Source organism: Psychroflexus gondwanensis ACAM 44, from assembly GCF_000355905.1.
Lineage (GTDB): Bacteria > Bacteroidota > Bacteroidia > Flavobacteriales > Flavobacteriaceae > Psychroflexus > Psychroflexus gondwanensis.
In genome coordinates, this window is the sequence record NZ_APLF01000021.1 from 41,976 (window position 1) to 57,903 (window position 15,928).

Here is a 15,928-nt window from a genome sequence, read left to right on the forward strand (position 1 = left end):
TTATTTCTCTCTTAATGCTACACAGCAAGTGGTTAGATTATGCATTTCGAGATCGCCACCTGTAGCTCTGCCTAATTCTGCATTAGAGAACATACCAGCCATTGGTACATTCCACACATTTTTTATCCCTTCTAATTCTTGTGACATTAATGGACCAAGCGAAAGTATTCTGCCGGCACAACTGAAAACGACAAGCGCATCTGCTTCAGGCATTTCGGTTGCTTTTAAATTTTCTAATCCCTTAATCACTTTTTCCATCACATCAAAATCAGGTGGGAGGGAGAAGCGTACTTTGGAACCTTGTGGCACAGAACCACTGGTGTAAAAGGATCGGTCAGTCCAATCAACCATAAGACCAGGCCGCATGACAGGATCTCCTTTTTCCCGTTGCAATTGCAAAGGAAAATTAGCAGCTATTTCTATCAATAAACTATTATTCTCTGGCGTTACGTTTTCAATACCGCCATATTTGGCAGTAAGGTCGAGCACCGGAATATTATCCACTGTGTATACATGATTGCCTTCACTTTTGGTGACTATTTTTTCTGTTCCCACTGGTTTCCATCCACAAGTGGCAACCCCATTAATTTCAATTTTATCTTCGTCAAAGGCGAGGCATAATAAACCGTGATTACTTTCAATAGTATTCGTAAAAACAAAGGTTTCAATAAACGCGTAATCATCACCGGCCAAACCGCCGAATATATTGACATCATTGCCTATGACATCTTCAAAGCCGTGGAGGATTTCTTCACCATCAGTATGAGAGTTGCTCAAACCAATAAAAAACGCTGGTTTTTTGAACTGCTTTTTTGCTTTTTTAGCAACAGCGGTTGCAACTTCTCTGTAATTTTTATTAGAAATATCTTCAAAGTAGAGCTGAAAATGCTCGGTTTTCATATCCATTAAAAGAATGGCAGCAGACTTTTTTTCTGTTTGTTCGTCAATAAATTCGCCATTAGTAGTGACACCAAAAACAGTTATATCGTTTGCATCAAAAAGTCTTGAAATTGCAGCCCTGTCTAAGGCAACAGACGTAAAAATAATGGCAAGTGTAGGTTTAAAGCCGTCTCCCATTGCTTTATGCAATTCGGCTTTAATAACTTCGATTGATTTTCCTAAAATTGATTTTGATTTCATGATTAATTTATAACATATTAGTACCTAGTCCTTGATTGGTAACAAGATTTTAAACGTGCTCCCTTTCCCGGCATCAGTCTCAACTTTCAATTCTCCTGCGTGTGCCTTAATAATATCATAACTCATACTCAAGCCCAGTCCAGTTCCTTCTCCGGTAGGTTTTGTAGTAAAAAAAGGTTGGAAGATCTTTTCTACTATTTCCTTCGGCATTCCATTACCATTGTCTTTTACAATTATTTGAAGGGTATCACCTTCCTTTTTAGTGATGATGGATACCGTTGGAATGTATTCTTTTTCCGCTTTCGCACCTCGACTGCGCTCAGCATGAACTTCAGCGGTCCTCTTTTCATTCACAGCATAAAAAGCATTTGTGATTAAGTTTAAAATCACGCGTCCCAAATCTTGTGGAATCACGTTTACCAATCCGAGGTTTTCGTCAAAGTCTGTCTCTAAAGTAGCGTTGAAAGATTTGTCCTTTGCCCGAAGCCCGTGGTAGGCAAGACGTAAGTACTCATCTGCCAGTTTGTTGATGTCCGTAGGTTCTTTTATAGCGGTGCTTTTACGACTATGTTGCAACATCCCTTTTACAATACCATCAGCACGTTTACCGTGGTGGTTTATTTTTTCAAGATTTTGTTTGATATCCTTAGAAATAGCTTTTGCTTCTTCGATATCTCCCTTATCAAGTTCTTCATTCATTTCATCAATGAGCTCGTTACTGACTTCTGAGAAATTGTTTACAAAGTTTAAAGGGTTCTGGATTTCATGGGCTATTCCAGCTGTCAATTCTCCCAAACTTGCCATTTTTTCGGATTGAATGAGTTGTGATTGAGCAGCCTTTAGTTCCTTGAGCGCTTTTTCTGCTTTGGCTCTTGCCCCTTTAATGATCTTTAAATTTTCTGTGGCTTGTTGAGCTTGTAGCTCCGCTTTTTTCAAGTCGAGAAATCGAATATAAGCCTGCTCAAAGACCATACTCACCCTTTTCATAATGTCAATATTCTCTTTGGGCGGTAATTTACCCACAAAACTGGGAATACAGATCCCAGAATTCTTTTTTAGAGCTATGGACATAGCATAACCAGGAGCCTCCATTACGGCTGTTTTGAATGCAGCAGGAAGATTTTTGTAATCTGTAAATTCAAAACCCATTTCGGCCCAAGAATTCTTTTCTTCTACAGTATATACTTTTTCAAAATAATCTTTGTTTTGTTCTTTGGCATCGAAGAAATCCGACAGAATTGGGTGCTCAAAGTAAGGAACAGAGATGGGAACGACCTCTTCAGGCAACTGAATCCATTGAGTCAAATCTCTGGAATCTTCCTGAAATACAAAGATGCTCACCGAGCCAAAATCCATATCGACATCAAGTCTTTGCAACTGTTCAAATAATACACTGACTACATCCCCTAGGTCATCTGTCTTGTGCATTGCTAAGGAACTTGATCGTATTTTTTCTAGGGCCGCTTCAATTTGCGCTTCCCTTGTCTGTGCTTCCGCTTTTTTAAGATCAAGGAAACGGGTGTAGGTCTGTTCGAAAACCAGAGCAAAACGTTTGAATATAGTATGTGCTTCAGGTACCGGCTCTAATGTAATAAACAACAAATAACCATACTTAAAAAAGGCAGCATGGTCTATTTGCCGCGCAGGAAAGGAACCCCCATTATCTTTGAACTGCTTGAGACCCTCACCTGTAACCGGCAATGACATGAGGTAATCATAATGAGCGGCACATGCTTCACCTGCAAACTCTTCAATATATAAAGATTCACCTCTTTGGCCAGCATCATAATAGCGGAGGAACACATTTTCTCTAGGTGTTTTATAAGATGGTAATGTTCCTTCCTCAGAGCTAAACCACTCTGTGGACTCTTTTTCATCATAGATATTAAATGCACAGCCTCTCGTTTTAATACCCAGTTCCCTTATTTGTCTATCTAATAAAGAAGAAATTTCTGATAACTCATCGCTATGCTGCATTGAAATAGTTCTTGCTCTTACTCTTTCAAGTGCTATTTCAATTTCAAGCTCCCGATTTTTCACCATCAAGTCAGCCGTTTTTTCTTCAACTAATTTTTCAAGGGCTTCATTTTTAAGTTTCAGCTCATCCTTGTGCCATGTATCTCCTTCTATTGGAACGGCAACTGAACCATGCCAATGAGTAACTTTCCATAAATCTGCCGAAAAACCAAAAACAGTACTTAGCCTAACAGAGAGTTTATTTTTCACCCCTTCCATATGCATGGTGATTAAAGCCTCATCTACATAAATAGCAGTATTTTCATTAATTCGCTTTCTAAGAACTGGCTCTAAATCCCATTTTAGATCTAAGCCTACGCCTTGTTCTCGTTGCTTGTTGACTAGCTGTTTAAGACCCCCAATAGAAAGTATTTTCTCATCCAAGGTGGTGCCGTAACCCATCACATCATCTTTCACAATCTCTTTTATGCGTTCCAATGGAAAATCATTTAGCATTAGATCCATCCAATTTTTATAGACTTTAGCGAGCAAAACATCTTTTTTTATAGTCATTGGTGCTATCGTTTTATTGTTTAGTAGGTAGTTCGATTGAAAAAGTGCTGCCTTCTCCTTCTTCTGTCTCAACTTTCAATTCTCCTGCGTGTGCCTTAATAATATCATAACTCATACTCAAGCCCAGTCCTGTTCCTTCTCCAGTAGGTTTGGTGGTGAAAAAGGGTTGAAAGATCTTATCTACTATTTCCTTCGGCATTCCGTTGCCGTTGTCTTTTACCATTATTTGAAGGGTATCATCTTCCTTTTTAGTGATGATGGATACCGTTGGCACATAAACCTGGGTTGAGTTCGCTTTCGCACCTCGACTGCGCTCAGCATGAACTCCAGCGGACTTCTTCTCATTCACAGCATAAAAAGCATTAGTTATCAAGTTCAAAATCACGCGTCCCAAATCTTGTGGAATCACATTTACCAGACCCACGGATTTATCAAAATCAGTTACCAGTTCCGCATTAAAAGCTTTGTCCTTTGCCCGCAACCCATGGTAGGCCAGTCGCAGGTATTCATCGCATAAAGTGTTAATGTCCGTGGGCTCTTTCTTTCCGCTACTTGTTCGGCTATGTTGTAACATTCCTTTTACGATTCCTTCGGCGCGCTTTCCGTGGTGGTTTATTTTTTCGAGGTTTTGTTTGAAATCCGCAGAAATCGCCAAGGCTTCTTCTATATTTCCTTTTAGCAATTCTTCGTTCATTTCGGCCAAAAGCTCATTACTGACCTCAGAAAAATTATTAACAAAGTTCAATGGGTTCTGAATTTCGTGGGCGATGCCGGCTGTCAATTCTCCTAAACTGGCCATTTTCTCGGATTGGATGAGTTGGGCTTGTGTTGATTTCAGTTCGGTAAAAGCCTTTTCAATTTCCTTGGCATGCTGCAGTTCGCTTTGTATTCCTTTTTGCCTCTCCTTGAAAAGTACCCGTTTTCGTTGAAACTTGTCCAAATAAAACAGCCCAGTGAAAAACAACAAAATATAGAACAGGTACACATACCAAGTGCGGTACCAGGGCGGCATGATAGAAAACCCATATTTTAACGGTTCGCTCCAGGACCCACTTCCATTTTTGGCTTTTACCAAAAAAGTATAATTGCCTTCGCGGATGTTGCCGAAAGTGGCAGTGGTGTTTTCCGTTATAGGGTTCCAGTATTCGTCATATCCTTCTAACATATAGCGATAGCGCACCAATTGCGGCCGCGTGGTCTGAACCCCCACAAAATTGAAACCGATGTCGTTTTTGGAATAGGGAAGTTCTAAATTTTCGGGAATGGCATAAAATGGTTGAACCCCGTCGAAATGCACATTGCGGTATGAATGTACCATGCTGTCCAGCACTTTAACAGGCAGTTTTCTTTTGAAGGTAAGCATTTCATCGGTAATATAGGAAGGGGTATTGTTATTGTTTTCTGATGAAATGGTATCTTTTTTCCGTGCCCATTCTAGGCTGCGCCAGCTTATGGACTCGTTGTTTATTTTGATGTTTTGAAGGATAACCTTCGGCGATTCGGTATTTCTAAGGACGCTTCCATAATCAAAACGCAGCAGTTTATCGCCAGTGCCGGCCCAGATTATGCTATTTCCTTCCTCGTGCATGCTATGGTTATTGCTAATGTCTTTTATTGGGTATCCGGTATCTTCATTATAATTTTCTATGCCATACTTTGCTATTTTTCCCTTTTCTGAAGAAATGCCGCCTTTTAAAACCGTAAAACCCACATTGGTTCCAATAATAATGTTTTTGTTGAAGTCTTCCAAAATTTGATATACCACATCGTTCGCCAAGCCTTGTGCAGTGCTGAAATTTTCAAAAATGGGTTCGAATTGATCGGCATTGGGCAAATTGAGTTTTTCAAGCCGTTCTTTTTTTATTATGGAAATACCACCTCCCCAACTGCCTATTATTATGTTTCCGTTTTGGTCCTCAATTACCGATGAAAGTTTATTGTCCGGCAGACCTTGGTCTTTGGTAAAATTCATAAAATTTTCACCATCGTACCGGCTCAGGCCGCCACGAGTGGCAATCCAGATATTTCCTTGGCTATCTTCGCAAAACCCCCAAATCGTTTTGTGCACGAGACCTTGTTCCGTATTCAAATTCTTGAACGACTTACCGTCAAATATGCTTATGCCATCGCTATAGGTGCCAATCCAAAGACGGTTTTTTTTATCGCAATAAATGGTGGTGATTTCCGTGTCCGGCAAACCATTGCTTTCCGTATAATTTACGAGAGTCTTCCCTTCAAATTTGCTTAACCCTGAGTAACTCCCAAAATACAGATTGCCTTCATGATCTTTTGTCGCAGCAAATTGGGTATCGCTTAAAAGTCCTTGTTCAGAAGTATAATTTATATAGCTACCACTGTAGGGCGTGCCATCATTTTCAATGTATTTTACGATGCCGGCGTTGGAAGGGGCAAACCACATATTGCCGTCGTAATCTTGGGTTGTGGCATAAACAGCATTACCCGGAAGACCCTGTTTGTTCGTGAATTCCAAAACGGCTGGTCCATCGTACCTGTTGAGCCCACCACCGTGTGTGCCAAACCAAAGGCTGCCAGCAGCATCTTCGGTAATGCTATTTACGCGATTGAAGGCAAGCCCCTGTTCCTTTGTGAAATTTATAAAGCTGCCTGTTTTTTTGTTGTATTTGGAAACGCCACCCTTTGTGCCAATCCATACCGTGCCTTGACTATCCACGGTAATGCACATAATGGAATTGTTTACCAAGCTATCAGCTTCGGTTAGGGGCTCGAATGTTTTTTCAGTGACATTAGAACTAGCCGGCCTGAATCTGCAAAGGGCAACGTTTGTGCCTATCCAAATTGTTCCCTCGGTATCTTCGGCAATGGTCATTGCCACGTTGTTTTTTAGATTGAATTTATCTGAAACATTTATCAGTTCGTCATTGGCATCGGAAGATGTTTTCCAAACCCCTTCGCTACCTGCGAACCACAACTGGTTGTGGCTGTCTTCCATAATGTCGTTCACTTGGCCCTTTAAAAGTTCCATTTTTTTGAAAGGCTTTTGCCCCACAGTTGTATCATTTGGATTGTAGCTACAAACCCCTCTTTGCGATGCGAACCAAAGAGTGCCTTTGTTGTCTTCAATTATTTTTAAAACGTCATTGTCCGTCAGGCCTTGTTCTGTGGTAAAATTTTTGAATGATTTGCCATTGTATTTGCTTACCCCACCATAACCTCCAAACCAAATATTCCCTTGGCTATCCTCAGTTATAGTGTTGATGAGGTTGTGGATAAGCCCGTGAGCTGAGGTGAAATTGGTAAACGACTTCCCGTTGTACATGCTAACCCCGTTGCCTGATGTTCCAAACCAAAGATTACCCACACTGTCTTTGTAGCCACAAAGTATACTGCTCATCGCCAAGCCTTGTTGGGTATTGAAGTTTTGCATTTCCACATAAAAACCAGATGAAGTTTTCACAGGTGCAGGTCTTTGGGACAACAAAATGACTTCGGCTGCCTTGGTATCGGAAAGTTTATTGACAATCGGTTTTCCAGCAGGAACGACAACGGGAGGGACAATGGTGTCGTGGTTTTCAAAGATGCTTTGTTCTCTTTTGGCATGGTTTGAATTACACGAAAAGACGAACATTACCGTAAGGCTGAAATAAATAATCCGAAATATGGTAATGTTAGTTTTCATCTTTATTGTACTATATCGTTCTTTTCGTTTTTGGACATTTTTTTAATTTGCTGGCAGTTGAATTATAAATTCAGTGCCTTCGCCTTCTTTGGTTTTTACGGTTAATTGGCCTCCGTGAGCTTTAGTAATAATATCATAACTCATACTTAAGCCCAAACCCGTTCCCTGTCCCGTTGGTTTCGTGGTAAAAAAAGGTTGAAATATTTTGTCCAAAACTTTCTGCGGAATGCCGTTAGCGTTGTCTGTTACAGAAATTTTAACTTTGTTGTTCATTTTTCTTGTTGAAACCGAAACTGTTGGTTGGTATAAAAGGTCTTCATCGACCACCGACTTTTTCTCGTTTACAGCATAAAAGGCATTGGTAATCAAATTCAAGATAACCCTTCCAATATCTTGCGGTACCACGTTGAGCAGACCCACGGATTCATCAAAATCGGTTACCAGTTCCGCATTAAAACTTTTATCCTTGGCACGAAGCCCGTGATAGGCCAGACGCAAATATTCATCTGCCAGCTTATTGATATCTGTAGGTTCTTTTATAGCGGTGCTTTTACGGCTGTGCTGGAGCATTCCTTTTACAATGGCGTCTGCTCGTTTACCGTGGTGGTTAATTTTCTGCTGGTTGTCTTTGACATCTTCAGAAATGGTTAAAACCTCCTCATAATCCCCTTTTTTTAATTCGGCTTGTAGTTCTTCAATAAGTTCTATGTTTATTTCAGAAAAATTATTGACAAAGTTCAATGGGTTTTGAATTTCATGGGCGATGCCGGCAGTGAGTTCCCCCAGACTTGCCATTTTTTCGGACTGGATAAGCTGGTTTTGGGTAGCCTTAAGGTCAAAAAGAGATTCTTCGAGCGCAACGTTCAGTTTTCTTTTTTCCTTAAACCTCTTAAAAAACACAAAAGCAAACCCAAAGACTATCAGTAGGCCGCCAATGCTGATGTTGCGTATAAGTTTTTGTTGTTTTATTTGGGATTGCTGTATGGTTATTTCCTTATCTTGACTGGCTTTCTGAAGTGCGCGCTTGTTTTCATAGACCAGTTGTTGGGTAAGTCTTGTAATTTTATCAGCTTTCTCGGTGGCGTTGACAGAATCGTTCATTTGATTGTATTTCAACTGGTTTTGATAGGCACTTTTGTAATCATCATTAGTAATATAGGTTTCCGTTAATGTTTTGTAAATGAATCGCCTCGTTTTATAGTCATTCGAAAGAACGATATTGTCCGCCATTTGCAGTGAATTTAAAGCTTCTCTAATATTTCCAGTGTTATTATTCGCGTTTCCGATGAGCATTAGAGTTTTAGCTTGATAGTTCTGAGAATTGTTCTTTTTGGCGACTTCCAGTGCCAGATTGTAATTTGCTATGGCATTTTTATAGTCCTTCAATTCCAGGTAGATATCGCCAGCTTCAACATAGGCATCTATAATGAATCTGCTATCGCCAAACTGAAGGTTGTACGGAATACCTTCTTTTACAGTCGCTAACGCCTCGTTAAATTTGCCTTGTCTTTTGTAAATCGTGGCAACATAATTATGCGAGATGCCTATGGCGTTGGCGTCTTTAAGTTTTTTGCGCATCTCGAGCGCTTTCTTGTGTTGTATCAATGCGGCATCCAGCTTGCCTGCAAACATATCGGTTACCCCCATATCACTATATGTCCTTGCAATCCCGACGGAATCTTTTGTCATTTCAAATAATTTCAATGCTTTTATCTGTTCTTGCAAAGCCTCGGGATAATTTTTTGCCAGCATATAATTAAAGCTGTTTCCAAGTAGCGCATCGGTAATTAACAGGGTGTCCTTAATTTCTTCGGCAACTTTCAATGATTTTATCGAATATTCCAAAGCATCGCCATACATGCCCAAGTAGCGTTTTTCAAGGCTGATACTATACAACGTAGTCGCTTCTAATTCTTTATTTTTTGTTTCCTTGAATAATTTCAGGCTTTTGGTAAAGTAGTCTATGGCTTCAATTTGATTGCTCTTGAAACCATAGGCCTGTGCGATGGAAAAATAGGCCATTGCGATTCCAGATTTGTCTCCTATTTTCTTCCATAGACCTAAGGCAACCTTTAAGGTGTCCAATGCCTTTGTGGCATTTTTAAAAGCAAGTGCCGAACCGAAATTTTCTATGGCTTTTGCTCGTATCGTTTTATATTTTAAAGTGAAATCTCGATTGTCCGTTTTAGTGAGGATATTGGTCGTAAGGTCAATGGCGTTGGAGGCGTATTTTTTAGAGCTATCAATTTCAGTAAGCAAACGATATGTGGTAGAAAGTTGGGTTGCAAGGCGTGCTCGGGATGTATCTGAAGTTGCCCGATTAAGCTGTGCCTTTAAAGCATTGGCTTTCTTTTCAGTTGCATCCACTTGCTGCTGTGCCATTAAGCTGCTCGCAAAAAGGCTGCAAAAAGTTAGTGCCAAAAGCATCTGCTTTTTTGTTTGTATGTGTGGTTTCTTAAACATTATTTTTTGTTGGTAAATTAATGCTGAATTCGCTTCCTTCGCCTTCTTTTGTAATTACGGTTAATTCGCCACCATGTACTTTAACAATGTCATAGCTTAAAGATAAGCCCAATCCCGTTCCCTGCCCCGTGGGTTTTGTGGTGAAAAATGGTTGGAATATTTTGTCCAATACTTGTTTCGGAATTCCGTTCCCATTATCTTTTACTGAAATGCTTAAAGTATTTTTCTTCTTTTTTGTTAAAACAGAAACCGTGGGTTTATAGTTTTGATCTTCTGAAATATTTTTCCTTTCCGATACGGCATAAAACGCATTGGTAATTAGGTTCAAAACAACTCTTCCCATATCCTGCGGAATAACATTTACAAGCCCGATGTTTTCGTCAAAATTGGTCTCCAAAGTTGCGTTGAAATTTTTGTCTCTGGCGCGTAGACCGTGATAGGCAAGGCGTAAATATTCGTCTGCCAGTGAATTGACGTTTATGGGTTCTTTGTCTGCTGTACTTTTTCGGCTGTGCTGCAGCATTCCTTTTACAATGCCGTCTGCGCGTTTGCCGTGGTGGGTTATTTTTTCGAGGTTTTGTTTTATGTCGTTTAAGATTTCCTGTGCTGCGTCGTAATCTCCGGTAGCCATTTCTTCTTCCATTTCTTCCAAAAGTTCGTTGCTCACTTCACTGAAATTATTGACGAAGTTCAACGGGTTCTGAATTTCGTGGGCAATGCCTGCAGTCAGTTCACCAAGCGAAGCCATTTTTTCAGATTGTATCAGCTGTTGTTGTGTGGCTGTTAAATCGGTCAGTGCAGCCTGTAGTTTTTGATAGGCTTCAGCATTTTGCATGGCCACACCTATGTTTGCCGCAATTGTATTTAACAGTCTGAGATCGCTGTCTGTAAATCTGTTTTCTTGTTCGGTACTTTGAACACTGATGACACCAATTGATTTCCCCCCTGAGATTATAGGAACACCTAAATAGGACTCCACCATTTTACCTCTTTTTTCAGCTTTTATTTTATCAAACACTTCTTCTAAGTCATGATTGATTAAAAGTGGTTCTTTGCTGAGAATGATTTTTTCGGTAATACCATTTCCAAAAGGTTTGGATTTGGCTTGATCGCCATAATAATATGGGAAATGCAACATATTGGTTTTAGTGTCGTGTATGGCTAAGTATACAATATCTGCTTTAAAGGTTTCACGCATTTGCTCACCTACAAGGTTCATAAGGGCATCAAATTCCAGCTGCGATACCAAGGCACGACTGATATTATTAACCGTTTGCATTTCCGTAGCACGTTGCTCGGTTTCGGCCAACAGACGTGTGGTTTCATTAAAGAGGCGTGCATTTTCTAAGGCGACGCTCATGCTGTTGGTCAATGTGTTCAATAAGCGCACATCAGATTCTGTAAAGGCATTTTCTTCCAACACATTTTGTAAACTTATAGAGCCGATTACATTGCCTCCAAGTAACATGGGCACAAAAATGGCGGATTTTGGTGCCAATCCTTTACTAACGCCTCCTAGGGTATCTCCATATTCTTTAGCAGTTTCAATATAATTGTCATTGATAAGTAGCGATTCTTTTGTTTTTATGAGATGTTTGTTTGCCCAAATAAATGGCCTTGCCTCAACATACATACGCACTCCATTTTCAATGGCAAATTCCCAATTTTCAATGCCGACTTTATGGTCAAACGTCCGAATAATAAGTGTTTGGGTATTTAAAACTTTGCAAATTATATTACCAACCAAACTGTAAATAGACTCCATGTCCATTTCGCGCACCAATCCTTCTTGCACACTGTTGATAACTGCAAGTTCGGCATTGCGCTGTTCGGTTTCGGCCAGCAGGCGGGTAGTTTCATTAAAAAGACGCGCATTTTCGAGGGCTACCGTCATGCTATTGGCAAGTGTGCTTAGTAACCGTACATCCGAATCACTGAAAGCATGCTCTTTATCTAGATTCTGAAGACTTACGCAGCCCTTTACTTCCGTGCCCGAAATAAGCGGTACGAAAAGCATGGATTGCGGTAACCGGGTTCCGGGAATTGCGACATTTTGCTCTCCGGTAAGTTCGAATATTTTATTTTGAACATTTTCGTTGACCAACAAAAGATCCCGATTTTTAATAATCCAATTTCTCAGCGGATTGAGCGGTCGTGGCTCGGGGTACAGGCGATCCCCGTCTTCGAAGAGATAATGGAAATGTTCCATTTTTGTATCGTGGTGAAATGAGTAAATTCCGGTAACCTGCGCATCAAAAAGGTCTCGGATTCTATCGCCCACCAGGTTGTATATTCCCTGCATGTCCATCTCGGCAGACAAACCTTTCTGTACACTACTAATGACCGCTAATTCTGCATTGCGCTGTTCCAATAATTGAAGGGCCTCTTCTAGAGCTGAAACCTTCTTTTCATTGCTTTTAGTTGCTTTGGTTGTTTTAGACATAATTATAGGGTATAAGGTTTTTAATTTTATTTAGGTAACAGGAATCACGATGCGAAATGTTGTGCCTTCACCTTCTTCTGTTTCCACTTTTAATTCGCCACCATGGGCTTTGATGATGTCATAGCTCAAACTTAATCCCAAACCCGTTCCTTGCCCCGTGGGTTTAGTGGTAAAAAAGGGCTGGAATATTTTGTCTACAATGTCTTTAGGAATTCCGTTTCCGTTATCGGAGATAGCTATTTTCAAAACTTGAGACCCACCCCCAGCCCCTCCAAGGAGGGGAGTTCGTTTGGAAGAAACCGTTACAGTAGGCTGGTAGCCTTCGATGTCGGCTTTAGCCTTTTCGTTAACTGCATAAAAAGCATTGGTAATCAAATTCAAAATAACGCGTCCCAAATCTTGTGGAATCACATTTACCAAACCTAAGTTTTCATCAAAATCTGTTTCTAAGGTAGCATTGAAAGATTTGTCCTTTGCCCGTAGACCATGATAGGCCAGGCGCAAGTATTCATCTGCCAGTTTGTTGATGTCAGTAGGTTCCTTAATGCCGGAACTGCTTCTAGAATGTTGCAACATTCCTTTTACGATACCATCGGCACGCTTGCCGTGGTGCGCTACTTTCTCGAGGTTTTGTTTAATATCTTTTGAAATGATCATTGCTTCTTCAATATTGCCTTTGTCAAGTTCCTCGTTCATTTCAGCCAAAAGCTCGTTGCTTACTTCCGAAAAATTATTGATGAAGTTTAACGGATTTTGTATTTCGTGTGCGATGCCAGCTGTCAGTTCTCCTAAACTCGCCATTTTTTCGGCCTGTATAAGTTGGCTTTGGGTAGATTTCAAATTTTCTAAAGAAGTGTTTAATGCTGAAGTGCGTTCTTTCACTTGCCTTTCCAGCGTTTCATTTTGGGTAAAAAGTATGTGGTGGTTTTCTTCAGAAAGCTGCTCTACTTCCTTCAGTTTAGTTATAAGCGATTTGCTTCTATTTCCGAAGGTATAACCAAGATAGATAGCCAAACTCAAAGGCATCAATAAAAATGCAAACGGTTGGTATAACCACAGTGAAGGCACTTCTATTATAGACAGTTGATCCAAGATAATAGCTGCCCAAAAAGCTATGTTAATGCTGCAAAATATCAAGAAAATAAGCGCCGCACGCTTATTTGTTTTTAAGGATTTTATGCTCACACGCAATATTTCTAATAAAACAATGGTGCCTATAATTTGGGTTATGAACAAATAATCAAAAAAGAAAAGTAAGCCTATTAAAAAAGCGGCCAACACAACCACAGACCAAAATAGCAATCCGAATTTTTGTTTTAAAATTTTGTAGATACAGAAAAGAATCAGAAATGCTTGGAAGGTTAAAAAGAAGCCTATAGAAAATTCTGCCAAAAACGGTCTTTCATGGGTGTTTAACAAAATTAAAACAGCGATTATAAATAGGATGAAGAAAAGGCTCCAAATAGCGAAGTACAAGTTTATTTTTTCAGTCGGGAAAAAGAAAAAATAGGCCAAAAAGAGAATAAGCATAAAAATGGCAACTCCAAAAACAATGTAGTATCTAATTTTATACTGGAGCAACGGCGGATCGGCAGTAGCATGGTGAAGCGTGGACAGCCTAATTATCATGCCCGATGATGATGAATACAGTGGAAAACGATCTGGTGAGTCAACGTATCTTATAGCGAGTACTTGCTCTGTTTGCGTACCAAGTGGAAACGAAAGAATTTCCCGACTGGGATTATAATAAACAACGGAATCAAGATTTGAACTCACTTTACCCAATGAGTGTATCAGATTTCCGTTTAGATAAACTTCTGAAGCGCCGGTTTGATAAATGCGCATTACAAATTGTTGGTTAAAGGTACTATCTATAACTATTTTTGAGCGAAACCAAATAATATTTTCTTCGCTATTGTTTGTAGATGAGTCTGGAGCTTTTAAATATCCAGAAGAAAGCTGGGGCCACGTTGAGTCGTAAAATGCTGGATTTGCCCAATCTTTATTATCGCCTTGTTGATAATGCCAGCCATTTTCCAATAAATACCAATCGTTCTCCATTTCTTGCAAAGGCAGCAACTCCTTAGATTGGCTAAGCAAAACCAAAGGCAATAGCAACAAAACCAATAGGATGCTTTTTTTCATTTTGAACTAATGTTTTTTCATACCTCAACGAGGATGAGAATAGGATTTAGTTTATACAGGCTAATTCTTTTGAGGGTTTGATAAAGTTAAACATTTAAGCCACAAAAAGTTACAGTGTTCACAAAAATTTTTTGTGCCCTCTATGAGTCTTTGGTGAATTTTTGCGAATTGGATAAAAACCCCCAATAATTCACATTTTTGATAAATTTTCAATATTGTCCAATTAAGATTTATGACCGCTACGCTATAAGATAAAAGACATAAGACTTAATTGGTAAACATCTGGAATTCAGTTTCGTGTGATTTTAGCAATACCATATGAATGACCTATTGAATGAATCAATCAATATAATTTAGCTGTGTTCTAAATAAACTCAATTTCAGCGGCTGGTATAAAAATATAGTTTGATTGTTTCTCAAGAGGAAGTGAGCCGATGATTGGAGTTTATTTTTATTTAAATACATTTTTAAAGCTTCTCTGCAACGACTTCCAACTGGAATTTCTAAATTATTAATCAGAACACACGTCGAATTTTAGAAACTGCCTCATTTCAAAAGTCTTTCCTTTACCAACAACCGATATGCTCCACCTATCGGAAGCGTTTGATCCTGCAAGATCAACTGATTGCCGTTAATGGCTTTTACTGATTTCTTATTTACTAAGTATGATTTGTGAACCCTTTCAAAACCATTGGTTTTTAATTCCTTTTCAAGGTCTGTAATGGTTTTTCTTGCAAGGCGAACCTGATTGTTATTAGTGAAGATTTTAACATAATTTCCCCAACTCTGAATATAGTCTATCTCAAGAACAGGGATTCGATAAGTGACCTTATCCTCTTTTACCACAAGGGTTTCAAGCTTTCCAACTTTTTGGTTATTCACTACGAGTGAAGAAGCTTCAGCGGCATTTGATTCCAAATCAAGCTGAATTTTAAGCCGCTCCATTGCTTTGATGAATCGTGGTAGTCGGATAGGCTTATTGAGGTAATCTATGACATGATCAAAATCAAAACTTTGAAGGGCATACTCTGTATAAGCTGTTGTGAAAATGACTTTGGGTGGTTGAAGGAGCGTTTGCAGCAATTCTATTCCAGTGATATCTGGCATTTGAATATCGAGCAACAACGCATCGACTGCATGTTCTTTCAAAAACACAGCCTCAAAATAAAAGAGTCGATAGAGCAAAAAACTCTCATGCTTAACAGCATACCAACAAAAAAGTCGAACAACAAAAAAGTCATTAAAAAATTCCTCGAAATGGCTGAAAAGCCAGGTGAATACTACAAGAGGTTGGATCTTAGACAGAAGAGGAAACTACAGAGTATAGTGTTTCCTGAAGGTTTACAATTTTCGACTAAAAATAAAGAATGTCGAACATCAAAAATGAACTTACTTTTCGAATTAACTAACTCTATATCATTGCTTTACAGCTCTAAAAAAGAAGAGACTCAAGTGCAATTTGCGCTTGAGTCTCATTTAGTAGCGGGGACCCGCCTACCTGTTCCAGTCGGACGGGCAGGCTGGACTCCCTTCGACTTCGTTGCACTTCG

Annotated in this window: 7 protein-coding genes and 1 pseudogene; 1 reads left to right on the forward strand and 7 read right to left on the reverse strand. The window is 39.6% G+C overall.

Annotation, left to right across the window (positions count from 1 at the left end):
* The 7 genes from PGOND44_RS13965 to PGOND44_RS13995 form a co-directional block, all read right to left on the reverse strand.
* Complete coding sequence (locus PGOND44_RS13965) at positions 1-1,140, reverse strand: FIST signal transduction protein (RefSeq protein ID WP_003444344.1); 1,140 nt, start codon at positions 1,138-1,140, stop codon at positions 1-3.
* Positions 1,141-1,164: 24 nt separating this feature from the next.
* Positions 1,165-3,669 (reverse strand): ATP-binding protein, encoded by a 2,505-nt coding sequence (locus PGOND44_RS15410; protein WP_003444346.1) that lies wholly within the window; start codon positions 3,667-3,669, stop codon positions 1,165-1,167.
* A 13-nt stretch (positions 3,670-3,682) separates the two neighbouring features.
* Positions 3,683-7,327: a two-component regulator propeller domain-containing protein gene (locus PGOND44_RS15415; RefSeq protein ID WP_003444348.1), complete on the reverse strand. Its 3,645-nt coding sequence runs from the start codon at positions 7,325-7,327 to the stop codon at positions 3,683-3,685.
* A 42-nt stretch (positions 7,328-7,369) separates the two neighbouring features.
* On the reverse strand, positions 7,370-9,748 hold the full coding sequence (locus PGOND44_RS15420) for a tetratricopeptide repeat protein (protein WP_162138437.1): 2,379 nt from the start codon (positions 9,746-9,748) through the stop codon (positions 7,370-7,372).
* Between the two features lie 34 nt (positions 9,749-9,782).
* Complete coding sequence (locus PGOND44_RS15425) at positions 9,783-12,233, reverse strand: GAF domain-containing sensor histidine kinase (protein ID WP_003444352.1); 2,451 nt, start codon at positions 12,231-12,233, stop codon at positions 9,783-9,785.
* A gap of 30 nt (positions 12,234-12,263) precedes the next feature.
* A complete protein-coding gene (locus tag PGOND44_RS15965) occupies positions 12,264-14,378 on the reverse strand; it encodes an ATP-binding protein (RefSeq protein ID WP_003444354.1) in 2,115 nt (704 codons plus the stop codon).
* Between the two features lie 546 nt (positions 14,379-14,924).
* A complete protein-coding gene (locus PGOND44_RS13995; protein ID WP_051044089.1) occupies positions 14,925-15,527 on the reverse strand; it encodes a LytR/AlgR family response regulator transcription factor in 603 nt (200 codons plus the stop codon).
* 45 nt (positions 15,528-15,572) lie between these two features.
* Here PGOND44_RS13995 and PGOND44_RS15685 point away from each other — a divergent pair.
* Positions 15,573-15,928 (forward strand): annotated as a pseudogene (locus PGOND44_RS15685) (hypothetical protein); the annotation flags it as partial.

Bases quoted from the DNA above. Each gene is read 5' to 3' on its own strand.
- PGOND44_RS13965 (WP_003444344.1), bottom strand. From the start codon at position 1,140: ATGAAATCAAAATCAATTTTAGGAAAATCAATCGAAGTTATTAAAGCC.
- PGOND44_RS15410 (WP_003444346.1), bottom strand. From the start codon at position 3,669: ATGACTATAAAAAAAGATGTTTTGCTCGCTAAAGTCTATAAAAATTGG.
- PGOND44_RS15415 (WP_003444348.1), bottom strand. From the start codon at position 7,327: ATGAAAACTAACATTACCATATTTCGGATTATTTATTTCAGCCTTACG.
- PGOND44_RS15425 (WP_003444352.1), bottom strand. From the start codon at position 12,233: ATGTCTAAAACAACCAAAGCAACTAAAAGCAATGAAAAGAAGGTTTCA.
- PGOND44_RS15965 (WP_003444354.1), bottom strand. From the start codon at position 14,378: ATGAAAAAAAGCATCCTATTGGTTTTGTTGCTATTGCCTTTGGTTTTG.